This window comes from Citrobacter sp. RHB35-C21, assembly GCF_013816515.1.
In the GTDB taxonomy this organism is placed as follows: domain Bacteria; phylum Pseudomonadota; class Gammaproteobacteria; order Enterobacterales; family Enterobacteriaceae; genus Citrobacter; species Citrobacter braakii.
Window position 1 is genome coordinate 1,257,258 of record NZ_CP057147.1, and the last position, 25,058, is coordinate 1,282,315.

The 25,058-nt window shown below is 47.4% G+C and carries 21 protein-coding genes; 11 read left to right on the plus strand and 10 right to left on the minus strand.

Annotated elements, in window-relative coordinates; translation table 11 throughout:
• Positions 1-5: 5 nt before the first annotated feature.
• From HVZ39_RS06140 to HVZ39_RS06150, 3 genes are read right to left on the minus strand one after another with little or no spacing between them, the layout of a single operon-like run.
• Positions 6-2,558, minus strand: a complete 2,553-nt coding sequence (locus HVZ39_RS06140; protein ID WP_181633339.1) for a fimbria/pilus outer membrane usher protein — start codon at positions 2,556-2,558, stop codon at positions 6-8.
• 13 nt (positions 2,559-2,571) lie between these two features.
• On the minus strand, positions 2,572-3,243 hold the full coding sequence (locus HVZ39_RS06145) for a molecular chaperone (RefSeq protein WP_047499484.1): 672 nt from the start codon (positions 3,241-3,243) through the stop codon (positions 2,572-2,574).
• Between the two features lie 54 nt (positions 3,244-3,297).
• On the minus strand, positions 3,298-3,870 hold the full coding sequence (locus tag HVZ39_RS06150; RefSeq protein WP_181633682.1) for a fimbrial protein: 573 nt from the start codon (positions 3,868-3,870) through the stop codon (positions 3,298-3,300).
• A gap of 1,048 nt (positions 3,871-4,918) precedes the next feature.
• Here HVZ39_RS06150 and HVZ39_RS06155 point away from each other — a divergent pair.
• The 11 genes from HVZ39_RS06155 to HVZ39_RS06205 are packed head-to-tail and all read left to right on the plus strand — an operon-like array spanning position 4,919 to position 18,043.
• A complete protein-coding gene (locus HVZ39_RS06155) occupies positions 4,919-6,334 on the plus strand; it encodes an undecaprenyl-phosphate glucose phosphotransferase (RefSeq protein WP_047499487.1) in 1,416 nt (471 codons plus the stop codon).
• Positions 6,324-7,610, plus strand: a complete 1,287-nt coding sequence (locus HVZ39_RS06160) for an outer membrane beta-barrel protein (protein ID WP_181633340.1) — start codon at positions 6,324-6,326, stop codon at positions 7,608-7,610. Before HVZ39_RS06155 ends, HVZ39_RS06160 begins: the two co-directional genes overlap by 11 nt.
• Before the next feature lies 1 nt (position 7,611).
• Positions 7,612-8,169 (plus strand): polysaccharide biosynthesis/export family protein, encoded by a 558-nt coding sequence (locus HVZ39_RS06165; RefSeq protein ID WP_016154118.1) that lies wholly within the window; start codon positions 7,612-7,614, stop codon positions 8,167-8,169.
• Positions 8,170-8,171: 2 nt separating this feature from the next.
• Positions 8,172-10,301, plus strand: a complete 2,130-nt coding sequence (locus HVZ39_RS06170; RefSeq protein ID WP_181633341.1) for a tyrosine-protein kinase domain-containing protein — start codon at positions 8,172-8,174, stop codon at positions 10,299-10,301.
• Positions 10,298-11,509 carry an oligosaccharide flippase family protein gene (locus HVZ39_RS06175; RefSeq protein ID WP_181633342.1) on the plus strand — a complete coding sequence of 404 codons (1,212 nt, stop codon included), beginning with the start codon at positions 10,298-10,300 and terminating at the stop codon, positions 11,507-11,509. The genes HVZ39_RS06170 and HVZ39_RS06175 overlap by 4 nt, the downstream gene beginning before the upstream one ends.
• Entirely contained in the window at positions 11,506-12,876 is a 1,371-nt protein-coding gene (locus tag HVZ39_RS06180; RefSeq protein ID WP_016154115.1) for a hypothetical protein, read from the plus strand. Before HVZ39_RS06175 ends, HVZ39_RS06180 begins: the two co-directional genes overlap by 4 nt.
• A gap of 4 nt (positions 12,877-12,880) precedes the next feature.
• Positions 12,881-13,870, plus strand: a complete 990-nt coding sequence (locus HVZ39_RS06185; protein WP_016157269.1) for a glycosyltransferase — start codon at positions 12,881-12,883, stop codon at positions 13,868-13,870.
• A gap of 14 nt (positions 13,871-13,884) precedes the next feature.
• Positions 13,885-15,096, plus strand: coding sequence for a glycosyltransferase family 4 protein (locus HVZ39_RS06190; protein WP_181633343.1), 1,212 nt, complete (start codon positions 13,885-13,887; stop codon positions 15,094-15,096).
• 1 nt (position 15,097) lies between these two features.
• Positions 15,098-16,210, plus strand: a complete 1,113-nt coding sequence (locus tag HVZ39_RS06195; RefSeq protein WP_181633344.1) for a glycosyltransferase family 4 protein — start codon at positions 15,098-15,100, stop codon at positions 16,208-16,210.
• A 2-nt stretch (positions 16,211-16,212) separates the two neighbouring features.
• Positions 16,213-16,620 (plus strand): hypothetical protein, encoded by a 408-nt coding sequence (locus HVZ39_RS06200; protein ID WP_016154111.1) that lies wholly within the window; start codon positions 16,213-16,215, stop codon positions 16,618-16,620.
• Positions 16,621-16,651: 31 nt separating this feature from the next.
• Positions 16,652-18,043 carry a DUF4832 domain-containing protein gene (locus HVZ39_RS06205; RefSeq protein WP_181633345.1) on the plus strand — a complete coding sequence of 464 codons (1,392 nt, stop codon included), beginning with the start codon at positions 16,652-16,654 and terminating at the stop codon, positions 18,041-18,043.
• 46 nt (positions 18,044-18,089) lie between these two features.
• On the opposite strand, the gene galE is transcribed toward HVZ39_RS06205, so the two are convergent.
• From galE to melR, 7 genes are all read right to left on the minus strand, one after another.
• Complete coding sequence (gene galE / locus HVZ39_RS06210) at positions 18,090-19,106, minus strand: UDP-glucose 4-epimerase GalE (RefSeq protein ID WP_016154109.1); 1,017 nt, start codon at positions 19,104-19,106, stop codon at positions 18,090-18,092.
• 66 nt (positions 19,107-19,172) lie between these two features.
• Positions 19,173-20,111, minus strand: a complete 939-nt coding sequence (locus tag HVZ39_RS06215) for a hypothetical protein (protein WP_049270986.1) — start codon at positions 20,109-20,111, stop codon at positions 19,173-19,175.
• A gap of 208 nt (positions 20,112-20,319) precedes the next feature.
• The gene (locus HVZ39_RS06220; RefSeq protein ID WP_016154107.1) at positions 20,320-20,955 is read right to left on the minus strand and encodes a carbonic anhydrase; all 636 of its coding nucleotides are present in this window, start codon (positions 20,953-20,955) and stop codon (positions 20,320-20,322) included.
• Between the two features lie 154 nt (positions 20,956-21,109).
• Entirely contained in the window at positions 21,110-22,282 is a 1,173-nt protein-coding gene (locus tag HVZ39_RS06225; protein ID WP_181633346.1) for a PatB family C-S lyase, read from the minus strand.
• 124 nt (positions 22,283-22,406) lie between these two features.
• Complete coding sequence (gene nhaC / locus HVZ39_RS06230; protein WP_249419306.1) at positions 22,407-23,504, minus strand: Na+/H+ antiporter NhaC; 1,098 nt, start codon at positions 23,502-23,504, stop codon at positions 22,407-22,409.
• A gap of 33 nt (positions 23,505-23,537) precedes the next feature.
• Positions 23,538-23,867: a hypothetical protein gene (locus tag HVZ39_RS26560; protein ID WP_249419308.1), complete on the minus strand. Its 330-nt coding sequence runs from the start codon at positions 23,865-23,867 to the stop codon at positions 23,538-23,540.
• Between the two features lie 193 nt (positions 23,868-24,060).
• Positions 24,061-24,999: a transcriptional regulator MelR gene (gene melR / locus HVZ39_RS06235; protein WP_181633347.1), complete on the minus strand. Its 939-nt coding sequence runs from the start codon at positions 24,997-24,999 to the stop codon at positions 24,061-24,063.
• Between the last annotated feature and the right edge of the window lie 59 nt (positions 25,000-25,058).

Genomic DNA, 25,058 nt, shown 5'->3' on the forward strand with positions numbered 1-25,058 from the left:
GCACCTTACGAGCCGACGCACTGGGCGGTAATTTGTGTATATCCGATTTTCTTCACCGGCTGGTTATGGTTATCCGGCATTTGAATAAAGCAGTGTTCATTTGCATGGGAGCCCCAGCGCACTTCCAGGCGAGAATTGTCTTCCACGCCGCTGGCATACAGTGCGCCATGCATACCGACCAGACCGTGGCTACGACCTTTGGTATCTCGTACGTTCGCGCCGACCGGGGGGGCAATATTGCCGGGCATGACGGCATTTACCAGATAGTTGCGGCCGCTGAAGGTTTCAAACACCACTTTGCCGATGGCTTTCTCTGTTGGAACAATTTTTTTCTGTGCCTGCGGAATATCCAGCCCGGCACCAATATCAGCGGTATTCAGACTCACCACGTTGTAATGCCATGCGTCTGCGGCGGTAAGGACCGCATAGCCGTTACCGTCAATTGCCACGCCATTTTGTTGCTGGATATGGACACCGTCGGCATTTTTGGCCTCGACCAACACCATGGTATCGCCAGGAGAGTGCATGAGCGTCACGCCGCCTGCGTGCAGCATTGCCCCGCCGCTGATGCCCATATTCATATTCTGGTAGTTGCGTCCTGCGCTGTAGCCCCCCTGAACATTCATCTTGTCACCTTGCCAGGCGGCGTTAACCCCGGCAGAGGAATCCTGTCGATCGGTGGTACTGCCCTGAACGCCCCAGCTCAGACGATCGTCAAATGCTGTATTGCTGTAGCTGGTGGAGTAGCTGTCGCCATTCTGCTGGCTATGCATGATGTTGGTGGAGACAAAGCCGCGGCTATCCATGAAATCGAATGGAATGGAAAGCGTCAGGTTGATACTGCGGTCCTGGTAGTCGTACTGGTTACGGGTATCCTGTACATAAACGCTCCAGTTGATTTTCCCCAGTGTATCGTTGTAACCCAGCTGTATCGTGCGGTCGTGACTCCCGTTGTGCCAGTAGTTTTGCTGGCTGGCGCTGACGTAAAGAGAGGCGTTATCCCACAAACGCTGGTTAACAGAGACCTCAAAACGTTGGCGGCGATTATTGTAGTTAGTGGTGTAGTAATGCTTTTTGTTGTGCTCCTCGCCAGGAAAACGCAGCTGTTGATTCGGGTCGTCATAGGCGATGTCGTAATAGCCCGAGGACCAGCTGTTATGCTCGTTAATGGTGTCGCTAAAGCTGTAATAACCGGAGGTATTGTAGCGGTAGCCAACCAGACGGAAATCCGTACCGTACTGGTTCAGCGATTTGGAGTATAAGAAACGATAACTTTGTCCTGTGGACGCATCTCCACTGGCGAGCTGCGCTCTGGCGGTAGTGATATCGAAAGAGATCGCGCCGAACTGGTGCAGATCCTGCGCGATCCCGGTGGCAATCGCATTATAGCTTTCTGCGGTCAGGAAACCACCGTACAACGTGGAGCCAAAGCTGAGACCATAACTCAATGTGCCTTGAACAAAGCGGGGCCGCCAACCGCCGCTGTAACCGTCGCGGTATTCCCCTGCCGTAAACTGAAAGCGGTTGTTACCTGCACGCAGCATGTTCGGTACCGCCGAATAAGGCACACTGAAATTACGCCGACTGCCATCGGCTTCAATAACGCTAACGTTCAGGTCGCCGCTTTGGTTGCTGGGGTTAATATCGTCAATGTCAAATGCGCCCGGCGCGACGTTTTTACTGTAAATCAGATAGCCATTTTGACGGATTTCGATTGTGGCATTGCTATTGGCGACGCCGCGAACGACTGGCGCAAAATCGCGCTGGCTATCAGGCAACATGTTTTCATCGCTGGTGAGCTGTGCCCCGGTAAACTGGATGCTGTCAAACACATCGTCGTCCGTATATGTTTGCCCGAAGCGCAAGCGGCTACGCAGCGCAATAATATTACGTTCCACCCACGTGGAAACCGCCTGCCATTGACGGCCTGAACCGCTGGCATAGCTGAAAGTAGACTGGTTGCGAAAATGCCATCCCGCCAGGTTTATACCGTTGGCAAAACTGGCAAAAACAGAGTCATGATCCTGGCCCTGTTCAATCAGGTGCGTCGTATTGGCGTTGTAGCCGACAAAAGCGGCATTAATCCCATCGTCATAGGCCGATTCAGGCACGGCGTCATGCGCAGTCGAAAGCAGAAACGCTTCTGGTACTGAAATATCAATGCGCTGGTAGTTTGCATCTGCCGTCAGGCGGCTGTTTGCGATCAGAGCCGTGAGCTCCACGCAGGTATCGGCGTTACCTTCAGGGATTTTAATCCCGTATTTGCGCAGATCGTCCGCGCTCAGGCAAGGTTGCGGCTTGCCTTGTGGTTGACGTCTTTTAAAGTCAACATTGCGCGTTTCGACGAAGCTATGGTCAAGATATATATCGTATTCAAACGTGCCTTCGCTAAGTCCGTCATTACGGGCTATTTGCACTACGGAGGTAATATTTTGCGTACCATGTACAAAACGGGTATTAAACTGCGGCGTGCTGCTGGCGTATGCAGGTATGCACACGACCAGCGTTGACAGCGTAAAGAGGGTGTACCGTTGCGGGTGCTTATTTTTTTTCATCATGTGCAACCCTAACTTAATTGCAAGATACCGGGACGTTATTAACCGCGTTAGTGCCGCCGTAATCATCTACCCAGCTAAAACCGATATGGCTGACTTTTTGCTGTGACAACGCAAACGTGCGTTCGCCATGTGGATTAATCATGTCGGCATCAATGTTTTGGCCGTTAATATGTAATTGCGTCAGGGAGATATGTAACGGCGTCGCATTGACCGCCCGCAGAGTATGACCGTGGCACTGCCACTGTAATTTCTCAACGGCTTCAGGTAGCGTCATATTCAGCCCAACAGGGCGATAAAATAGTTTGATGCGAATACGCTGCGCCAGCTGTAAGGTATTTTCTTCATTCTCGATGGTGGGGATTTCCTGCACATTAATCCACACTACAGATTCAACATCCTCAGGAAAGCCGTTGCCCTGATAAATAGCTCGCAACACGGCTGATTTATGGCCGTCAAGTTTCAGGATCGGGGGCGTAATTAACATTGGCAGATTGGCTGGCGTCTCATCCGGATTACCATTATCCAGCCACGTCTGTACCATATATGGTTTGTCTGTATTATTGTTGACGTCAAACATCGCCGCTTTATCGTTCTCATTATAAATAACGCGCGTTTGACCCAAATTAATTGCGCTGTGAGCGGTGCTAACCACACACAGCAACAGGTAAAAGAATATTTTATTCATCAGGTGCACTTTCCAGGTTCAGGGAAGAGTGCCATCCATAGCAATCAACGTCCGTTATTTATAAATGACGGTGTAATTCATATCCGCAGTGATCGTGCCAGCTGCAGGCAGCGCTGCGCCAATTTGCTGATATTTGGCGACCAGATCGATTTGTGCATCGCCATTATGATCTGGTGTTAATATCACCTCATTACTACCTGAAGCGAAATTAAGGGCATGACCCGCTTGATCCACTTCGATGCCAACATCGGTGGCAGGAGTCGAACCACGTTTCGCTTCCAGAAGTGCTGCGTTACTGCCAGGGGTTTTACCGGTAAAGACCACCACATAGCCGCTTCCTCCAGTTACCCCACTACAGCCGCTAAATTGCAACGTAAACGGAGTATTACCGGTGCTAGAGCCCGCGCCGCTAAATAGCTGGTTGGTAACTTGTGGCAATGCCACTGTTTTACCTGACTGGTTTGCTGTGCTCACCACGCAGGTACTGGCAACAATTTCACCGGTAAAATGGACCGTCGCGGTGGCTTTAGAACCTGTTGCGGCAGTGGTAACGTAATTCGCTGCTGCGCCAGCATTAGCGGCAAACAAAGCGACCAGTACACTGCTGGTAAGTGCAGTTTTCATCATCATAACTCCGTTAAATTTATTATTTACCCAGAAAAGTACTTGTCAGAGGCACAGATTCAGCTGGAGTTCATCAACGTCAAAAAATGATGTAGGACTTCATTTGAAAGAAACGATTAACGTGCGTAAATTGCTCAACAAGTAATCCGGGGCGGATATTATTTATTTGCGAAAAATAAGTAAACAAAATTTTTTGGCATCATTGAATGGCTTTGGGAGGGTTTTTTATATATATCTTAACAAAAGCGTATACATTGTTATCAATAGTTCGCTGGGTTGATTTATGCTGCTTTTAACAAAAATTTAATGCTGTCATTTATTCACTTCTCTTTATTTTAAATCGATATGTTGGTAAGCGCTGAAAATTCTGATGTTAAAGGTGTGTTCATGCAGAATGTTGACATTAGTAATATGTAACACGCATTTTCTCAATGATTGGCTATCGTTTTAATTTAATCCATGCTTGCCGCTTCTACTCATCGGAGTTGCTACAATTATTTAAACTAAAATTTTTTTACTATTCGTTTTTTTTTGAAATTTGAGCGTGAAAATGAAAGCAATCGCAGACTCTTCGTAAAATACCTTATTTATAATAAGGTTGCTAATCATTGCTTTGTAAATGTGTTACTAAGTTATTTTTATGGTGGGAATTATAAATACATTTATTGATTTCTTCTGTCGCTCTCCAGGACTCTCATCACTGGCCGTAGCGCAACGAGGTTTGGACAAAGTATTGCTTTTTGTAAGGTTAAGCCGTTGTCAGGCGATCATCATGTGATTCTACCCACTGATAGCTTATGAATTGTGATCTGTCAATGACGTTTATGTTGCAATTAATCATGTTTTTCAAGGATGAAATTAAAAAAAATCACTAATAAATAATCATTTAAATCATTGTGTTGCATTTGTATGGTGCGAAATCCATCACATTGTATTACATTGTTTTTTACATTTACTGACAGTGTGCCATTGCGTTTTTAAGACTTGTGATATAATTAGCAACATAAATGAGAAAAAAACAATTAAAGATCAATAAATAATGGGCTGAGATATGCTTAAAAAATCGCTAAAGATTAGCAGCCAGGGATATCCAGTCTTTTTAAAGCTGGTCGATTTCATTGTAATCAATGCGACGTTAATTTTTAGCGCCCATCTGTTAGGTCTGGCGCCATTTAACACCATTGCCATTCTGAGTATTCTCTTCTCAGTCTTTTTCTTACTGTTTGCTGAATACATTAAAATGTATCAACAAAAGATTAAGACGATCGGTTTACGTAATCAAAAACGGTTGGTTTTTTGTACGCTACTGGCGATTTTTCTGAACGAACTGGTCAGCATGACGGTGGCTGAACCCGAGTCTCTCGGCTACTTAGACAAACTGCCTTCCCCCTTTTATTCAGCGATTATTTACTGGTACTTCATCCCATTACCTTTTCTTTATTACATTCGCTTTTTCATTTTTAAATATTCAACGAAAAAGAGTATGCGCGTGGCGATTATTGGTCTGACCGACAATGGCCTGGCGGCAGAAAACGCGTTAATGGATGAATACGCTAATATCACATTAGATCTGGCTTTTTATGATGAGCGCGCCTTATCCCGCTGTGGCGATATCGTCGATAAGGTTAAAAGCCCCTTTCGTGGGCCGGTGATCAATCTGGTTGAGGAAGCCCGGCAGGGAAATATAGACGAAATCTACATCGCTTTACCGATGGTGGCTTTACAACGCATTCGTCATTTTTTGGCGATGATGTCAGACACCACCGTAGATACGTATATTGTTCCTGACTTCTACACCTACAGTAACAACATGTCCAAGCTGCGCTCCATTCACAACCTGCAAACTATTGGCATTTTTAGTTCGCCGTTTGAAGGGGCGGGTTCGTTTATCAAGCGGGCGGAAGATTTGGTGCTTGGCAGCATCATTATGGTGATGATTTCTTCGCTAATGTTGGCCATTGCCATTGGAATCAAACTCACTTCCCGCGGGCCAGTCTTTTTCAAACAAGATCGGTATGGTCTTAGCGGGCAAAAAATTAAGGTCTGGAAGTTTCGCTCGATGCGCGTTATGGAGAACGCCGATACGGTTATTCAGGCCACTAAAAACGATCCGCGGGTAACCAAGTTTGGTAGTTTCTTACGCCGCACCTCACTGGATGAACTGCCGCAATTTATCAATGTATTGCAGGGAAGTATGTCGATTGTCGGTCCCAGACCTCATGCGGTTACGCATAATGAGCAGTACCGTAAACAGGTCGAAAATTACATGATCCGCCATAAAGTTAAGCCTGGGATCACCGGGCTTGCGCAGATCAACGGTTTCCGCGGGGAAATCGATGCGCTTTATAAGATGGAAAAAAGGGTTCAGTACGATATTGAGTACATTCAAAACTGGTCTTTATGGTTGGATATAAAAATTATTATTAAAACTATTTTCAAAGGATTTATCGGTAAGAATGCATACTAAATTGCTCGTGATTACCGGAATCGTGATATCGCAGCCCGTATGGGCTGATTTAACACCGAAATCACACATTGGCTTTGCGGGGATCGACTTCCAGGGCAAGGTCGCTGTGGACTATGGTTATAATGATAACGTGTCTTATCAGCCACATAGCAGAGATGCTATCGGTTCCTCGTTTCAGAGCGCAGCGCCCGTTTTGAGTATGATCGGAGAGCGCGGTCAGGCTAAGTATTTACTGATGTACTCCGGTGATTATCGTAACTACTCAAGCGATTCCGCTGATAACTATAACGATCATTTTTTCCGTTTTAACGGTGCCTGGCGCTATGGGCTCAAGCACGGCTTAACACTCAATCTGGAGGATACGCTTGGGCACGAATCCCGCGGTCGAGGGATCACTGAGGGTTTTCTACCGGGTCAATTCGAGCAGTATGGGATTAAATCTCCGCTGACAACGAATTTTATCAACAATGAATTGCGCTACAGCTATGGCGCGCCGGATGGACGCGGGAGAGCGGAACTGGCGCTGTTATACAAAAAAATGACGTTCGGTAATACGTCCGACGCCCAGGAGAGTAGTGAAGATTTCTACAATTACATTCAGGAACAGGAATGGCACGAAAATAGCCTGGTGGCAGAAATTTTTGACCAATACACATCCAGAACGCGTTTTCGCTATAGCTTTATTACTAACCAGCGTCACTATGATAACAACTCAGAAAAAGACACTAATGAGTATTATTTGCTGTATGGCCTGAAGTCGCAGTTGACGGGAAAAACCAATGTCGACATGAATATTTCATGGTTGTACAAGACATTTGAAAATAACGCAAACTCGCATGATTTTAATGGCCTAAACTGGGATATAAAAGGGGAGTGGAAGCCGTTACAACAGTCTGTTTTCACGGTGCACTCAGCGCAAAGCATTAAAGACCCATCGGAAGTTGGGGGATATATTTTAGTCACCCAGTATGGTCTTTCTTACCAGCACTTCTGGTTAGGCAACCGTTTTTCTACCTTGCTGGATTACTCATACACTTCAGAAGACTATAAAAAACAGAATAAAGATCGGCATGATAAAGATGGGGTATTTAGCGTAACCATGAGCTATGACTACACACCGTCGGTCAATTTTGAGATTAAATATCAAATAGATACGTTGAATTCGAATAAGGATACTGATTCGTTTTATATCGGTCCCAACGACAATCAGGAAGTCATCAGAACGTTGGGTTATGATAATTCTATGATTATGCTTAAAGCTAAGGTTCAGATCTAAAATGAAAATAATAGAACTGTGCGCGGTTTTGCTATTCAGTATCCTGATGGTCGGATGCACAACGTCCAGCCCGAGATTAATGGACGATCCTGCTACTGTTCAGCAGGATTACCGACTTGGGGCAGGGGATACTGTCAATATCGCTGTTCATGGTCAACCCGATATGACGATGCGGTTTATTTTGGATAAGAGTGGGGAGATTAATTTCCCATTTGTTGGTGCTCTTATATTAAAAGATAAAACTGTTGAACAGGTGACTAACGAATTAACTCAACGCCTGACTGGAGATTATTTTACTACTCCGATGGTGACGGTGAGTATTGCCGAGTTCCGTAAATACTATGTTTCTGGCGAGGTGAAAAGTCCGAATGGATTCGCTTATGAGCCAGGGCTTACCGTCGAGAAATCTATTGCGCAGGCGGGGGGATTTACAGATCGTGCTGACCGTCAAGATATCAACATTCGCCTGTCAGGTAGCAATCAGCTACTTGAGAATGTTGATTTAACGCACTCTGTTCATCCTGGGGATGTCGTGATTATTGGCATGGGGTTCTTCTGACGATGAAACTATCAATAGTGGAAAACGGCAAAAAACGAGAAAGCACTGTTGAATTCTCCCGCTTTGCCAAAGCGCTGAAAAAGAACGCCTGGAAAATCGCGCTGGCCGGTATCGTTGCCGGGGTCGTGGCTTATCCGTTGATCAGCATGATGTCCTCAAAGTATGTATCAACGGCGACGGTGCTGATTAAGGCGCAGGCCGATAACGTTTCTCCGTTCCCACAGGTTGATGGTTTCGATTCAACGCGCAGTGGTTACTACGAAACGCAATATGCGTTGATGCATTCACGAATTGTGCTCGAGCAAGCCGTTCGCGATATGAAGCTGGATGAAAACCCGGCATTTACCGGGGAAAAAGCCGATGCTCAGGGCGCTGATAGCAGTGAAAGTCGGCAACTGAGAATGGAGCTGGCGCTGAAAACGTTGTCGAAAAACCTGAATGTCATCGGTATTCGGACAACGAACCTCGCCTCTATTACCTATGAATCGACTTCGCCCCAGGTTGCGGCTGATATCGCCAACGGCGTCGCGCAGGCTTTCATCAACTATACGCTGGAGCAAAAGCGTCAGAAAGTAGAGAAAGCCCGCGAACTGAATTATGAAAAAATGGAAGAGATTCAGAAGTCGATAGCGAAGCAAAAAGAAGAGATGGAAAGCTATCTGCAAAATGCCGGGCTGTTGACCTTTCGCGGTATCGATGGTTTTGAAACCGAGCAGTTAAGTATCGTGACCAATCGTCTGGCCGACGCGACCCAACGTCGTATTGCCGCTGAATCCATTTATAACGAGGTGAATGGAGCAGGGAAGTCCGCCGAGAGCGTTATCTCGCTGCCTTCGGTCTCTAACCACGCTCAGATTCAGGATCTGCGCATTGCGTTGATTCAGGCGCAGCGTACGTTGTCTGAACTGCGCAAAGTTTATGGGCCAAAAAACCCCGCCATTTTAAAAGCAGAGGCCGATGTTCAGTCGATCCAAAGCCAAACCGGATGGGTGTTGGGTGAGTTGAAAGTCGGCTTACGTCAGCAATATCTGGCGGCGCTGGCGGATGAAAAGAACTATCAGCAACAGGTGGAACAGCAGAAAGAGATCTTCCAGAAAATAGCGTCAAAACGGGATGCCTGGAACGGCCAAAAACTGTCGTTAGATAAAATGGAAGACCTGTATAAATCGCTCTTTCAGCGTACTCAGGAGCTGTCGCTGTCCGACGTGAATGCCGATGCGGTGTTATACGATCCCGCAGTTCCCGCATTAAACCCGGCGAAGCCGAATAAATCACTGCTGTTGGTGATGGTGGTCATGCTGGTGGTCGTGTTTAGCATCATGTATTTCATTGTCAAAGCGGCGATGGATAACTCAATCGCTAGCCTGAGTCGCATGAAAAAGCGCCTCAACGTTACCCCGCTGGGCGAAATCCGTCGTTTTAGTGGAACCTCAGAGCGTGCGCAAGTGCGGGAGATGATCCTGAAGAACCCGCTGAATGCCGATATTGTGCACGGTATCCGTACCCGGATTATGCTGGATAATCGTCCATTACAAACGCTCGCCGTGGCATCGACGGAACACGGTGATGGGCGTTCTTTGTTGGCGAATCTGTTAGCGAACTCCTTTAGTTTTGACCAGAAAACGCTGCTTATTGATGCAGATTTCTTTAATACGGGCGGGCTTTCTTCTGAACTGGCATCAGCCACATCCGCAGGCCTGGCTGAGCTGCTGCGCGGAGAGACTCAGCTTGAACAGGCGCGGATCACGCTCAGTGATAATCTCGACTTTATTGCGCACGGCAAGAGCACCATCTCTTCTTTACTGATGTTGTCGTCGGAGCACGTTGAACCCTTAATGCGCGAACTGAAATCGCATTATCAGCGCATCATTATTGATGTTGCTGCTGTGAATCAGAGCCAGGATGTTCAACTGATCAAACGTGCCGTCGATGGGGTTGTTTTCATAGTGAAAGCCGGGGTGGAGTCGGCGGGACACATCGCCAGCGCGCTGGATAAGATTGAGGAAAATAACGGCGTGGTGATTGGCGCGGTACTCAATGCGGTTGAAGAAAAAGATCTTGAAACCCAGGAGGGTCTGCGTTCACTTAACTTCAGTACCGATCAACTGATGACGACGCCAGGCCGGGTATGAGTCTACTGAAGAGCGCTTCCACGATAGCCGGTTCATCAGTCATCTCGCAGTTGATTGGTGCGCTGTCTATCTGGTTGATTTCGCACAAGTACGATATGGCTGAGGTGGGGCTTTATGCGCTCAATTACAGCATCGCCGTGGTGGGCGCGCAGGTGTGTACCTTTGCATCGCAGCTTTTAATTCCAAAACAGCACGACGACGAACTGGTACAGAACGTCGTATTTTGCCTGCTCCAAAGCACGATCATTGCCTTACCGTACGCCGTACTGACAGCGTGGCTGTTTCACCAGAATATCCTGTTTCTCTATTTGCTGACGCTGGCGACGGCGTGGGTTTTAATCTCGGAAAACCTGTCGCTGCGCACGGCCAATTTTCGTTTTCTGATTTTCCAGCGCATCTCTGTCTCTGTGGTGGTATTACTTTCGGTTCTGGTTACGCATCAGGTGCAACTGTTTTATTGGTCATGGGCCTGCGCGGCGATGGTGCTGACCATAAGCTGTATTTTGCATTCGTTTGATATTCGCTCTGTGGCGGCCAGACATTTGCGACCTGCCAGTAACTGGCATTTTTTCAAACAAAATATCCATCACATTACCAAAGTCGGTAGTGCGGAAGTGCTGGCGATGGCCAGCAGTAATTTGCCGATTATGTTGATTAACTTTTGGTTCTCGGCGCTGACGGCAGGTTATTTTTCCGTGGTTAGCCGCTTTTGCCTGGCGCCAGTGGTGATCATTGGCAACGCAGTGCGCAATACTATTTTTTCCAAGTGGTCTATCGACTTCAGAAATAACACCTTTAATTATCAGGAATATACCAGGGTACGGATGCTACTGTTGGTTCTGGGGGTTATCTGTACTCTTGGGGTGTTTATTTTCTATCCAATAGTGATGCGTCTGGGCTTTAGCGAAGACTGGATTAACTCCATTGAGACGTCGCGCTACATGTTGCCCTATTTGTTCCCGGCGCTGGCGATAAGCCCTCTGACGGTGATTGAGCTTATTTTTGGTTCCCACCGCTATTTTCTGCGTATCCAACTGGAACAGCTGGCGATTGTGTTATTCGCATTTGTCGTCATTCCCTATTTTCATAAAGATTATGCTACGTCGGTTATCCTGTTTTCTTCACTGACATTTATTCGCTACGCCTTCATTTATCTGAAAATGAATAAGCGAGCCAATCTTCTGAAAGACAAGCCGGTGATACTATGACGCTGAATACCGGATACTATTTACAGGTTTTTAGCTTTGTCACGCTGATCCTGTGTGGCCTGGTGCAATACTTTACCGGCATGCAGTCGGTGCTGTGGATCCCCTTTTTCCTGACCCTGTTGATGGTGGGATTATTGGTGATGCAGACGCGTGATGGCTCGCTGCAGCTGGATGCGCAGGAGACGATTGTCCTGGCATTGTATTTTTCGTTCCTGATACTGGCCGGAACATCGACGCTGATTCAGGGTGGGATCACCGTCGCGATTGTGGCATTTAAAAATGAAATCGCATTGTCACTGGTGATGATCTGTTTGCTGCTGGGATTTTGCCGGGAGTCGCAGATTTACCGTGCAACGCGCTATCTGTACTGGGTGTTTTACGCGCAAATCCCGGTAATGATTTATCAGGTTTTATTGGTCGTTCCCCAGCGCGTTGCGGTGCGTGGCGAAGATGAGAAATGGGACTCCGTGGTTGGCACGTTTGGCGGTGACCCCATGGGGGGGGGTAACACTGCTGCGATGGGGCTGTTTTGCCTGTTGATTATGTTGTTAAAAGTCTCTGAGTATAAGCACGGATTGACCACGTTCAAGTCCATGGCGTTGCACATTGTTCTTGGGATCGGGCTATGTATTATTGGTGAAGTGAAGTTCGTTATTCTGCTGTCACCTCTGTTCCTCGCGTGGGTGTGGATCTCACCGAGCTACGTCAAAGACGTCAGTAAGGTTAATCTGAAAACGCTGTTGGTTATTGTGGCGGGCATGCTGCTGCTTATTAGCCTGTCGATAGTGATCCTCGCGTACTATTATTCTTCCGCGTTTGGCGGCGATCCGTCGAAAAGCTCGTTAAGCATTTTCATCGACTCCTTAAGCTATATCTTTGACCCGAACTACATCATGTCTACCGGGGAGTTAGGGCGCTTTACGACGTTCCTGTTCTGGTTGAAAAATAACGATCTGTGGGGGCTTTCAGGAACGTTATTTGGTTACGGGCTCAACGCCACAAACAGCGGGAGTACGGTGTCGCCGGGCTTTTTGAATATCATTTATAACTTAATTCTCGACTCGACTTCCCTGAGTATGCTGCTGTGGGAAGTCGGGGTGATCGGCACGTTACTTTTTATTAGCTTATTCATTTATATCCTGAAAGTTTGTCAGCCAAAGCCATTACTGACGCTTGAACAACTGGACCAGCAGGATCTTCAGTTGCTGAGCTTTGCACCGGCGTTTAACGCTTTTGCTATCAGTTGCTTAATTAGCTTACCTTACAGCCAGATACTGATGATTACACCGATGTTACAATTCCTGTTCTATTTATCACTAGGATCAAGTTTAGTGATTCGTCGAACCGTCCTTCGCTGTGTAGGGTAATTGTATGGACCAAAAACCGTTTATTTCAGTGAGTATTAAAACACTCAATGAATCTGAATGTATTGAGAAAACGATAGACAGTATCCGCAGGCAGCTTGTTGATTATCCACATAAAATTATAGTGGCAGATAGCCTGTCAACGGATAACACCCAACAGCTTGCGATCGATAAAGGGGTGACCGTGGTCTCTTTAACTGACCCAGGCGATCGTTGCTGCGGCGTCGGGCATCAGTTAGGTTATCTGTATAGTGAAGGGGAATATCTGTTGCTGATGGACGGCGACATGGAGCTGGAAGCGGGCTTTGTGGATCAGGCTGTCGCTTTTTTGCAGGCTGAGCCGGAATATGCAGGTGTCGCGGGAACCGTTGAAATGGACGATGCCGTTAACTATGAATTTAAATCGCGTAAGCAGCGTATTAGTAAAATCTATCCGCTTGGAGATAGCGACCATTTAGGCGGTGGTGGGTTATATCGCCGCTCTGCGATTGAGAAAATTGGTTATCTCACCAACCGTAATTTGCACGCTTATGAAGAAGCCGAACTTGGCCTGCGTTTGCTCGATGCGGGTTATAAACTACGCCGTCTGAATATTCCGTATTTTATTCATACTTCGCATACCATGCCGACCTTTCAGATGCTGAAGCACCGCTGGAAAAGTGGATACTATCAGGCACCGGGCGAGCTTTTACGTTGTGCATGGGGAAAACCTTATTTCGGCAAAGCGTTAAAAATGGTTAAGAACGAGGCGATTTTTTCTGTGTATCTGATTGCCTTGTTTATTGCGGCGGTGACCTTCAATCTCGAACTTTTCGATATTGCATTTCTACCCTTGCTTGCCTTTATTATCTTGAAAACCGTGCAGAATCGATCGTTATTGAACGGATTGCAGAGCGTAATGAACCTGGCCGTGCTTTCTGCGGGACTTGTTAAAGGGTTGACTAAACCAGTACGCGATCCGTTGACTCCGCCTGACAGTAAAATCATTCATGAATAACTAAGGCTGGCGCAATGAAAGTTTTATTAGTGAATAAGTTTTTTTTCATTAAAGGCGGCGCGGAAACCGTTTATTTTCAAGAGCGCGATATGCTGAAACAGGCCGGAGTACAGGTTATTGATTTCTCGATGCAGCATGAGAACAATTTCCCTTCGGACTATGCGGATTATTTCGTCAGCAATGTGGACTACCACCAAGAGCGCAATCTGCTGGGCGGGCTCAAAACGGCGGTTAACTTTATTCATAATTCGCAGGCCTGCAAAAAGATGCTGGCGCTACTACAAAAAGAGCGTCCGGATATCGTCCACTTCCATAACATTTACCATCAGTTAACGCCGGCGTTGATTAAAGTGGCCCGCAATTTTGGCTGCAAAACGGTGTTGACCGCGCATGACTATAAGATCGTCTGTCCTGCCTATTCCATGCTGCGCGACGGTAAAGTGTGTGATTCCTGTATTACCGGGACGGTTTTCAATGCCTTCAGGTATCGTTGCCAGGAAGGCTCTGCTTCAAAAAGCCTCCTGCTCTCTTTAGAGGCGACCTGGCAGTATATTGCGCAAAATTACCAGGCGCTGGATGTGATCGTTTCGCCGAGCGTCTTTTTACGTGGCGTATTGTTGCGTACGCTGCCGAATTCGCGCATTGATGTCATCGTCAATGGCGTTGATGACAGCCGTCCTCTGGGTGAGGTAAGCGATGCGGGCTATATGCTGTACTTCGGTCGCCTGAGCCGTGAAAAGGGCGTGGCAACGTTATTGGCGGCGCATGAGAAAATGCAGAACAAAGCGCCGCTGAAAATTGTAGGGCACGGTCCACTGCACGATGAATTAGTCGCCCAATACCCGGACGTTGAGTTTTTAGGTTATGTGCAACAAGGGGAAGCTCTCGATAACCTTATTAAGCATGCACGGGCAGTGATCCTTCCTTCAGAATGCTATGAAAACTGTTCTATGGCGATATTAGAGGCGATGTCCTTAGGCAAGCCGGTGATCGGATCGCGCATCGGTGGCATCCCGGAACAAATTCGTGACGGTATCGAAGGGATTTTATTCGAACCTGGCAATGCGCAGGAGTTAGCAAATGCGCTGGATGCACTGGCCGACTCGCCAGAGAAGGCGCGGGTCATGGGCTTACAGGGGCGTGCGCGATTGAGTGAAAAATATGCGCTGAGTAAACATATGGATACTCTACTGGCGCTCTATAAAGAACTGCTGAGCAGGCCATAGTATGAGTAAAAAAATAACGGTTTTTGGTACGCGTGGTATTCCCGATGTATTGGGCGGGGTGGAGACACACTGTCAGAATCTATATCCTGCCATTAAGCAGCAGTTGGATGTTGATATTTGCGTGATTGCACGCTCGCCGTATGTAAATTACAAACGATCGTTATATAAGAAAGTTGAAACCTACGCGCTGTGGGCACCCAAAAAGCGCGCGCTGGAAGCGATTGTCCATTCCGTTTTAGCGGCATTTAGGACAAGTATCGACCATTCAGATATTGTGCATGTCCATGCTATCGGGCCTGGGCTTGTGATCCCCTTATTACGCATGTTAGGGAAGAAGGTGGTGTTCACCCACCATGGACCTGATTACGATCGTCAAAAATGGGGATTCGTTGCCAAAAAAATATTGCTGCTGGGTGAGCGTTGGGCAGTGAGATATGCCAACGAAGTGATTGTGATTTCTGAGGTTATTAATCAACTGATCCAGAAAAAACACGCTCGCTATGATGCGCATTTAATTCACAATGGCGTCAACGAGCCGCGGTCGTTATCTGCGCTGACCATCGACAATACGCTCTCCCGCTTTGGGCTGCAGCCGAAAAACTACCTCGTGGTGGTTGGGCGATTTGTGGAAGAAAAAGGGATGCATGATGCCATCGCCGCCTATCAACACAGTGGTTTGACCATGCCGTTAGTGTTAATTGGCGATGCGGATCATCCGACCGAATACAGCATTCGCCTCAAAAAGCTTGCCGCGGACACCCCTGGCGTTGTGATGACGGGGTTCTTGCGTGGTGATGAGCTTCAGGCGGTGTTTTCGCAGGCACAGCTGTTTGTGATGCCTTCATACCATGAAGGATTGCCCATTGCGCTGCTGGAAGCGATGTCATTTTCTCTTCCTGCCGTCGTCAGTGATATTCCGGCTAACCTCGAAGTTCAACTGCCGTCCGAGGCCTATTTTAAGGTGGGGGATGTGACCAGCCTGGCCGAGAAATTAACCGAGTGGGCGGCAACCAATAGCGTGGACTATCGTGTATATTTGCAAAACTATAACTGGCATGAAATCGCCAAAAAGACGATTAACGTCTATCACTCAATTGATAAAGATATAGGTTAATTTTGACCAGTCCTCAAAATCGTCCTCCCGTCATCGAACGATTTTATGCTCATCTTGACGAGCCGATTGCGCAAGGGTTGACCCCTGAACAAAAAGAAGGGGTGGAAAAAGCGATCCTGGCCTCGACTCTGACTTCGCGGCATCAGATCGATATTCGTCGAAGCTTTCCCTTTTTCAGTAAACGCTATTATCTGGTTTTTTTGTTTGGCAGAGACTTGCGTCGGCAGCATCGTCAGGAATCGACCCTGTCGAGAATATTGCTCACTTTTTTGCTGCTGATTGCCGTGTTGTTCGTTACCTGCTGCGTATTGCTGACGCTGTATATGATCAAATCAGCATTAGGTATTGATGTGTTTCAAAATTTTCATGTAGGCATATGGGACTGGTGGTTAAGCCTGAAAAACCGCTAGCGTAAACAAACCTGTGGAGGGCGTCACTGCGATGAAGTGTAAATGGGTTTCTGCGCTGTTGTTGATGTCCTTTCCGTTGGCGGTTATGTCCGCATTAACGACCGTAACCCCCAAAGCATTAACGGGCCCGCTAACCAATCCGGGGATTGGCGTGGCAAGTTTTCATCAGGGGTACGGTGAAACGCTGGGTCTGGCGGATTATCCCAATACCGGATTTGAATACGAGCGATTTTACTGGCGAGAGCTGGAACCTGTTGAAGGTCAGTATAATTTTGCGCTGGTGGATGATGCCTTCAAATACGCGGCAGCGCATCGTCCCGCGATGAATGTCGGGCTGCGGTTTATGGTGCTTGCCGATCCGGGGGATGGCACCAAAATTCCCGATTGGCTGATTAAAAAAGGCGTGAAAGGCAGCTGGACGCCCGATAATAAAACATTTATTCCGGATTTAAGCGACCCGCTGTTTATTGAGTACAGCCAGCGTCTGCTGAACGCATTCGGAAAACGCTACGACGGTAATGAGAATCTCGCTTTTGTGGATATCGGCATGGTGGGGGCCTGGGGTGAATGGCATAACAGCAATTTCCCTGATCTGAAACCACTGTTGGAGCAGTACACCACCGCGCAGTTAGACCGCTACGTCGCAATGCACTTTTCTGCCTTCCCTTCGACGCCGAAAATAATGTTGATGAGCGGTGGGCAAAGCCTGGCGAATGCGGTGGCGCGAGGGGCTGGATGGCGGGCGGATTGCTGGGGTGACCTGCGCGTATTTTCGGACTCCTGGAGCCATATGGCCGATGATTACCCGCAGCGATTACTGGCAGCACAGCAGAGCTATTCGGGGTTTAATGATACCTGGAAACGTGCGCCGGTCAGTCTGGAAATCTGTTCATATATGCAGGACTGGAAGAACACCTTCCACTATACGCGTGCCGAAGTGCAGGGCATTTTTGACTGGGCGGTCAAGCAGCACGCCAGCACGATCAACCTGAAATCGAGAGCGATACCCAGCGATTATCGACCGATTGTTGATGATGCGCTGACCAAACTGGGCTATCGGTTTCGCTTAGCGTCTCTGAGCCATGAGTCCGTGTGGGACGGCGGACAAACGTTGAGGTTGAACAGTACCTGGTATAACGAAGGTATCGCACCGATTTATCTGCCCTACACGCTGGCATTTCGTGTGGTGGATAGCGCCAATAAGGTGGTGGCGCAGGGGAATGCGGCGGATGATATACGACGTTGGCTCCCGGGCGTTTATCAGGTTAGCTACGCATTGCCCATGCCGGGTCGACTGGCGAAAGGGCAATACGCCATTGAGGTTTCGATGCTGGATAAATCCGGGGCGGCAAGAATTAACTTTGCCAACGAAGGAAAGCAGAGCAGCGGCTGGTATCGCGTATCAACGATAACGGCACACTAGCCCGTCACTGCAACGAGCCTGAGGCTCAGGCTCGTTGCCGAGTACATCAGATGTTATAACCATTCGGGTTGTTTTTTTGCCAGTTCCAGGTGTCACGCATCATTTCATCAAGGTTGTAGATGGCCTTCCAGCCTAACTCTTTGTATGCCAGTGACGGGTCAGACCAACATTCGGCAATGTCGCCGGGCCTTCTGTCGACAAACTGATAGCTTATTTTTTTCTGCGCCGCTTTTTCAAACGCCTCAATCAGATTAATCACAGAATAACCGACCCCGGTACCGAGATTAATCACCTTGTAGGCAGCGCCTTTGTTCTGGCTATCCAGCGCGGCTAAATGGCCGGTCGCCAAATCCATGACGTGGATATAATCACGAACGCCGGTGCCGTCGGGGGTTGGATAGTCATTGCCGTACACCGACACGGTTTTCAGCTTACCAATCGCAACCTGGGAGATGTACGGCACCAGGTTATTGGGGATACCATTGGGATCCTCACCAATTCGACCCGATGGATGGGCGCCGACTGGGTTGAAATAGCGCAGGCAGGTAATGCGGAAATCGGGCTGCGCGCGGGAGAAATCGGCCAGAATCTGTTCGACCATTAATTTAGAGGTACCGTACGGATTGGTGGTACCCCCCGTACGCGATTGCTCGCTCAGCGGCACGCTTTCCGGATTACCGTATACCGTAGCTGATGAGCTAAAAATGAATCGATTAACGCCTGCGGCCAGCATCTCATCCAGTAATACCAGCGTTCCAGTGACGTTGTTTTCGTAGTAAGCAAGGGGTTCTTTTATCGACTCGGAAACCGATTTGAGGCCCGCAAAATGAATGACATCAGTGATGTTATGGTTGGCGAAAATGTTTTTTAATGCCTGCCTGTCGAGAACATCAGCGATATAGACAATGGGTTCCCTTCCTGTGAGTTCCGCAACCCTGTCCAGCGAGATTCGGCTGGCGTTCGCCAGATTATCGATGACAACGACATCATCGCCTCTTTCCAGTAGCGTTAAAACAGTATGTGAACCAATATAACCTGCACCACCAGTGACAAGAATAGCCATACAGACTCCAGAAAAATGCTAAAAACCCGAGCGATTTTCCAGCAATGCACCCAAGGATCCAGTGGATCAGTTATTTTGCCGGGAAAGATATACGTTTCTATATTTTATCATACACTTATATGATATTTTTTTAAAGATTGCCAACAGACTGAACTTATTTATTTTTGTATCATAGGCAATATAATTACTTGAGAAATTTAGCGTGTGAACGCCGTCACTGTGGTTGATCGACGAATTGATTTGTTCGATCAGATTCTCATCAAAAGTAGCGTCATTCAGTGTAACTAATTCTTTGATGTAGATAGATTTTCCATATGTTTCAGGTGTGCATTCCTGGGTTAAGAAATACATTTTGTTATCGACAAGATAAGGCGCACCCGCTCCCCGATGATGATGATTGCTCACCTTCAATGCAGGAGTAATTCTTTGCCACTGTCCGTGGAGATGCTCTGCCGAATGAATAATTATTTTATTATCCATGGTGGTCGACATAAGATAGCAGGTCTCATTCATTGAAAGAAAAATGTTATCTGTCACTTCGGTGTCAGAGATTAGAACTTTAATTTTCTTCCAGCGCGTAGGAAACTCTACTGACTGAAACAGTATCACTTCTTTTCTTTCTGATGATTCAGGAATCATGAAGAGCTGATCGTTAATATTAATCAGGAAAGGAAATGACAAATGACACATCAGGTCGTCAAAACCTTCAAGTTTCACGTCATCAATTTCAACCAGTTCACGATCAAGAATACGGCATCGGAGCGTGCCTTTCGAGTTGCGAAAGCTAAAAGCTTCATAAAAAACAAACAGTTTATCATCTTTTTCAATAAGAAAAGGATCGGCCTGAAACGTATATTTCTTTTTTAACTGCTGTGCAGCGGATTTACTTAATATATCCAGTGTATTATTCGGGAATAAGTGTGTACCATGATCCTTAATAATCATGATATCCCACGACTCATGATAGAATAACATATTTATTATTCTTTTTATTTTTGCTTGCATTCGTACTCGCTCCTTTTTATCGCCTGCATCATGTATGAACAGCTATTTGCGGCTCAGTTCATGAGACCTGTCGCAACGTTGTATGAATGTGCGAAAACTGATGTGAGAACACCAGTGGCTATTTTAAAACTAGTCGCAAGCATGTTTTTTGTCTATAGCACAAAAGTAGGTAAAAGCTCTCCAGAGCATCCTTGCTCCAGTGGACGATTTACTCGAAATGCACCTGCGGGTTATCTGCAAGGGAAACGTAGGTTTTGCTGTTTTTATCCAGGGTACGGATTTCACCGCTTTCGATGTCATATACCCAGCCGTGCAGACGAAGCGCATTATTTCGCAGCCCAACCGCGACGCAAGGATGCGTTTTAATATTATTGAGCTGTGCGATAACGTTTTCTTCCACCATGGCGTTAACTTTATCGATTGGGTTATCCCAGGTTTTCTTCTCAACCACGGCTTTCGCGGCATCGGCATAGTGCAACCAGTGAGCCACAGCGGGCATCGGATCCAGAGGCTGGCTATCAGCAATGGCTTTCATCGCGCCGCAGTTGGAGTGTCCGCAGATGACGATATCCGTCACGCCAAGTGCGACAACCGCGTATTCAATCGTAGCAGATACGCCACCGGGTTCCGGTCCAAAAGACGGAACGATATTACCGGCGTTGCGGATAACGAAAAGCTGTCCGGGCTCTTGCTGAGTAACGAGTTCTGGCACCAGGCGGCTATCGGAACAGGAGATGAAAAGCGCTTTGGGATTCTGGCTGGATGCCAGGCTGCGAAAGAGTTCCTTACGTTGAGGGAAAATCTCTTTTTGGAAGTTGAGGAAGCCCTCAATGATATGTTGCATAGCAGTGTCTCTTTTCTCTGTTTAAGCAGGTTATGATGAAGATCACACTTTCCAGTTTAACACCAGCCGACAGAACGGAAAAACTTTATAGCAGTTCTGCAACATCTTTGTATAGTTTTGCCCCACCGTGGCGGGGCAAAGAGTGTGATGTGCGCTACGCATTCTGTCGTTTTTGGTACGCCGCTTTCAGTCGGTTCATCGCTTCTACCAGTACCGAGCGCGGGCACCCAACGTTGAGTCTCATGTGACCCTCTCCGCCCGGGCCATATTGCGCGCCTGGTGACAGACCCAGTTTTGCGTCCTGCACAAAAAATGCGCTTAGCCGTTCATCGCTAAGATTCATTTTTTCCGCGTTCAGAAACAGAAGATACGATGCGCCGCCATACACAATGGAGATTAAGGGACAGTGCTTTTCAATTTCACTTTTAACAAACGCCACATTGTCGGCCAGGTAGGCTAATAATTTTTGGTGCCAGTCGCCACAATGGGTAAAGGCGCTGTAAATGGCCGCCTGCTGTAATGAATGTGTCTCGGCAAGGTAGCAGTTATCCAGGAAACCATAGAACTGATGGCGTAATTCATCATTTTTAATAATGGCAATTCCGCCCTGGATCGCCGCCGTGTTGAAGGTTTTACTGATTGAGGTCAGCACGATTGACTGACTCCCTGTCGCTTCGTCTAAAGTAAAAAACGGCAGATGGTGCTTGCCTGGTAGGGTTAAATCACTATGCACTTCATCTGAGACAATAATGACGCCAGCTTGCTGACAATAGTGACTTACTTTTTCCAGCGTTTCCCGCGACCACACCATACCGCCCGGATTATGCGGCGAAGGGAAAAGAAACATTTTGCACTGCTTGAGTTTTTCGCTGAAATCATGCCAGTCAAATTCGTAATGACCATCTTTCTCAATGAGGCGCGTTTGAATCAAATTCCTGCCGCTGGTATTTACCAGATTATGGTAGGGGTCATATATTGGCGTACAGGTTAAAATATTCTCACCTGGTCGGGTAAACACCATCAGAGAGAGCACGATAGTTTTTATGACGCCGGGAATAAAATGCAACCAGTGTGGCTTTATGTCGACATCATACTGTTGCGCATACCAATGAATAACGGACTCTTTCCATTGCGGATAATCCAGGTTGTAGCCTTGTACTGGCTGCGATACCACTGAACGCAGTGTGCTCATGATTGGCTCTGGCGTCACAAAATCCATATCTGCAATCCACAACGGTAATACATCGGTGGTGCCGTACATCTGTTGTAATTGACCGTATTTACGGCAATTAACATCCCTTATGACAATATCATCAAACAAAGACATTGCTGACTCCTGGACAGTCTCTGAAAAATAGTTTAAGCAACGCAACAGTGAAGAATATTTCTGTATATCTAATCGATATATTAAATTTACCCTGGTGGTAGCCAATATTTAGCTATTTATTAGCCTATGATTTTTGCTCAACCATATGCTCTGTAGCTTCATTTGGTTCATATTTAGCAATACCAATACCGGTGGCCGCCCACAGCAGGGCAAAGATGATGCCGCTGTAGCAGAGGATTGCCCATGGCAAATAATCAAGCGTCGCCACGCCCAGCATCGTGGCGCAATAAACGCCTGAGGCAGACCAGGGGATAATCGGTTCGACAACGGTTCCGGCATCTTCGGTAGTACGCGAGAGGTTCTTTGTCGCAAGTCCTCGTTTTTTATATTCTTCTTTAAAGGCATCGCCGCACAGCAGCAGTGGCAAGGTTCCATTTGCCGTACAGGCACAGATGGTGAACGTCGTCACAATCGTGGTGGCCACCAGGCGGAATGTGGATTTAACGCCTTTCGTGAGCGCGTTTATCACGGTGTGCAAAGAGCCTGTCGCACTCATTGCGCCGGCAAAGCTGAAGGCGCTGAAGACGGTGACGAAGCTGCTAAACATTGAAATGGCGCCGCCTCGTTCCAGTAAGCGCGAAACATCTGATGACAGTGTTGGCAGGTTATCTCCGGTGAGCATCGCGAGCTTAAAACCGCTAACCACGGATTCGCCAACCGATGATGCGGTAAATTGCTGAAAGGCTAATGCCAGAATCATCGAGACTATTGTGGATAAAAAGAGCATCGGGATTGGCGGTCTTTTTGACAGTGAGCCATACAAAACGATGATCGGTGGCAACAGTAGCAGAATGTTAAAGTGATAAATCTGGCCGATAGCGTTCATCAAGTTGGTGATATTAGCTGGCGCGCTGGATGAGGCATCAATGCCCATGCCCATATAGCTGTATACGACGCAGCAAATAATAAATCCCGGGCCGGTGGTCCACAGCAGATGGCCGATATGCGAGTACAGGTTTACACCGGCAGCCAGCGCCGCCATGTTGGTTGAGTCAGAAACCGGAGAAAGCTTATCACCAAACCAGCAGCCGGAGACAATAGCGCCAGCAGCAATGGGCAGCGAAACATTCAGACCAATCGCTACGCCAATCATGGCGATCCCGACGGTTCCGATAGATCCCCAGGAGGTGCCGGTACAGACTGAGATCAGCGCTCCCAGCATAAATGCTGAAATATAGAAATACTGCGGGTTAATCTACTTCAGACCATAATAAATCATCATTGGAATAGTGCCTGACACCATCCATGCGCCAATTAAGAAACCGATACTGGCGACGATTAATATGACAGGAAGCGCTTCAGATATTTTATTGCAAATAGATTGTAGAATGTCATCCCACGTGTAGCCGTGAGCGATGGCGATAAACGAGGCGGTTGCGGTTCCCACGAGGATCATGGGTTCAGCTCGAATATTGAAGATAAAATATCCGATGCTAATTCCACCCAGCATGACTATCATGGGTAAAACTGACCAAAAGAAAGACAATGGCTTTCTGTTGTTGGCGGTGCAGCTATTTAATTCCATAATTCCATCCCAATCGTTAATGGTTGAACACGTCAAATAAATACCTGCTACAGGTCACCCATAACTGAGTAACATAGTTGCCAGAGTTCATGGCTGAACCCTATTTTATTAACTGCTGCAGATTATCTATTTTGACCTGCTATTCTGATGTTTATATTTTGGTTGTAAGGTAAGAGTGAGTTTGACGAATAAATTACCCCTCGGCATAAGGTGAATGATTTCGGCGCTGTTGGCTCAGTTTGCGATATTGCTGCGGCGGCATGCCGACGTATTTATGAAATGAGCTATAAAAACGGCTGCTGGATCGGAAACCTGCAATTGTAGCGATATCCAGAATTGTTTTATCCGTATCGCTAAGCAAAGCCCGCACATGGTTGATGCGCATTGCGGTAATATACTGTTTCATGGTTAGTTGCATCACGCGATGAAAAATGCCCATCGCATAATTTGGGTTGAGCTTAACGTGTTCGGCAATAGCATCGACCGTAAGCTGTTTGTCGCAGTTTGCGGCAATAAACTCCAGCATCTGGCTGACGTAAAACTGTGAATGCCGTGAAATACTGTTTTTCTGGGTGCGCGATGTTTTGTTACCCAGCACTGGCCGCCAGCCAGCGAGGCTAAATCGCTTGAGCATCAGGGCAATCTCATCAATGGCTAATTGACGAATTTGCTCATTGTTGCTGTTGAGTTCACTCTGCCAACGCTGCACTTCAAAAGCGCTCAGCTGCTGCGAGGCAAGCGACGTGATCACCATCCCATGCGTCACGTGGTTGATCAGTTCCCTGTCCAGCGGCCAGGACAAAAACAGATGCATCGGTAAGTTGAAGATGGCCATCTGTTTACAGTGCCCGGCATCCGTCAGCTGATGGGGTGTGCAGGCCCAGAACAGCGTGATAAAGCCCTGTTTGCTTTTCACCACTTCGTCATTGAAAAGGTACTCCACATCGCCATCAAACGGCACATTCACTTCAACCTGACCGTGCCAGTGGCTGTAGGTCATGGCTAGCGGAGCCCGCAGCTCGACGTCCATCCGCTGATACTCTGAGTAGAGCGCCAGCGGACTTCGCGACTTTTTTTCATAGCTGCGACACATATGTGGGTCGAGCGGCAGCTGCGGGGTACTTTTTGCCATTATGGGTGGGTTCCTGAATAGTGAATCTGACCATGGGTAGCGCCAAAGCATGAACATAG

Bases quoted from the DNA above. Each gene is read 5' to 3' on its own strand.
- HVZ39_RS06140 (WP_181633339.1), bottom strand. From the start codon at position 2,558: ATGATGAAAAAAAATAAGCACCCGCAACGGTACACCCTCTTTACGCTG.
- HVZ39_RS06145 (WP_047499484.1), bottom strand. From the start codon at position 3,243: ATGAATAAAATATTCTTTTACCTGTTGCTGTGTGTGGTTAGCACCGCT.
- HVZ39_RS06150 (WP_181633682.1), bottom strand. From the start codon at position 3,870: ATGATGAAAACTGCACTTACCAGCAGTGTACTGGTCGCTTTGTTTGCC.
- HVZ39_RS06155 (WP_047499487.1), top strand. From the start codon at position 4,919: ATGCTTAAAAAATCGCTAAAGATTAGCAGCCAGGGATATCCAGTCTTT.
- HVZ39_RS06160 (WP_181633340.1), top strand. From the start codon at position 6,324: ATGCATACTAAATTGCTCGTGATTACCGGAATCGTGATATCGCAGCCC.
- HVZ39_RS06165 (WP_016154118.1), top strand. From the start codon at position 7,612: ATGAAAATAATAGAACTGTGCGCGGTTTTGCTATTCAGTATCCTGATG.
- HVZ39_RS06170 (WP_181633341.1), top strand. From the start codon at position 8,172: ATGAAACTATCAATAGTGGAAAACGGCAAAAAACGAGAAAGCACTGTT.
- HVZ39_RS06175 (WP_181633342.1), top strand. From the start codon at position 10,298: ATGAGTCTACTGAAGAGCGCTTCCACGATAGCCGGTTCATCAGTCATC.
- HVZ39_RS06180 (WP_016154115.1), top strand. From the start codon at position 11,506: ATGACGCTGAATACCGGATACTATTTACAGGTTTTTAGCTTTGTCACG.
- HVZ39_RS06185 (WP_016157269.1), top strand. From the start codon at position 12,881: ATGGACCAAAAACCGTTTATTTCAGTGAGTATTAAAACACTCAATGAA.
- HVZ39_RS06190 (WP_181633343.1), top strand. From the start codon at position 13,885: ATGAAAGTTTTATTAGTGAATAAGTTTTTTTTCATTAAAGGCGGCGCG.
- HVZ39_RS06195 (WP_181633344.1), top strand. From the start codon at position 15,098: ATGAGTAAAAAAATAACGGTTTTTGGTACGCGTGGTATTCCCGATGTA.
- HVZ39_RS06205 (WP_181633345.1), top strand. From the start codon at position 16,652: ATGAAGTGTAAATGGGTTTCTGCGCTGTTGTTGATGTCCTTTCCGTTG.
- galE (WP_016154109.1), bottom strand. From the start codon at position 19,106: ATGGCTATTCTTGTCACTGGTGGTGCAGGTTATATTGGTTCACATACT.
- HVZ39_RS06215 (WP_049270986.1), bottom strand. From the start codon at position 20,111: ATGCAAGCAAAAATAAAAAGAATAATAAATATGTTATTCTATCATGAG.
- HVZ39_RS06220 (WP_016154107.1), bottom strand. From the start codon at position 20,955: ATGCAACATATCATTGAGGGCTTCCTCAACTTCCAAAAAGAGATTTTC.
- HVZ39_RS06225 (WP_181633346.1), bottom strand. From the start codon at position 22,282: ATGTCTTTGTTTGATGATATTGTCATAAGGGATGTTAATTGCCGTAAA.
- nhaC (WP_249419306.1), bottom strand. From the start codon at position 23,504: ATGCTGGGAGCGCTGATCTCAGTCTGTACCGGCACCTCCTGGGGATCT.
- HVZ39_RS26560 (WP_249419308.1), bottom strand. From the start codon at position 23,867: ATGGAATTAAATAGCTGCACCGCCAACAACAGAAAGCCATTGTCTTTC.
- melR (WP_181633347.1), bottom strand. From the start codon at position 24,999: ATGGCAAAAAGTACCCCGCAGCTGCCGCTCGACCCACATATGTGTCGC.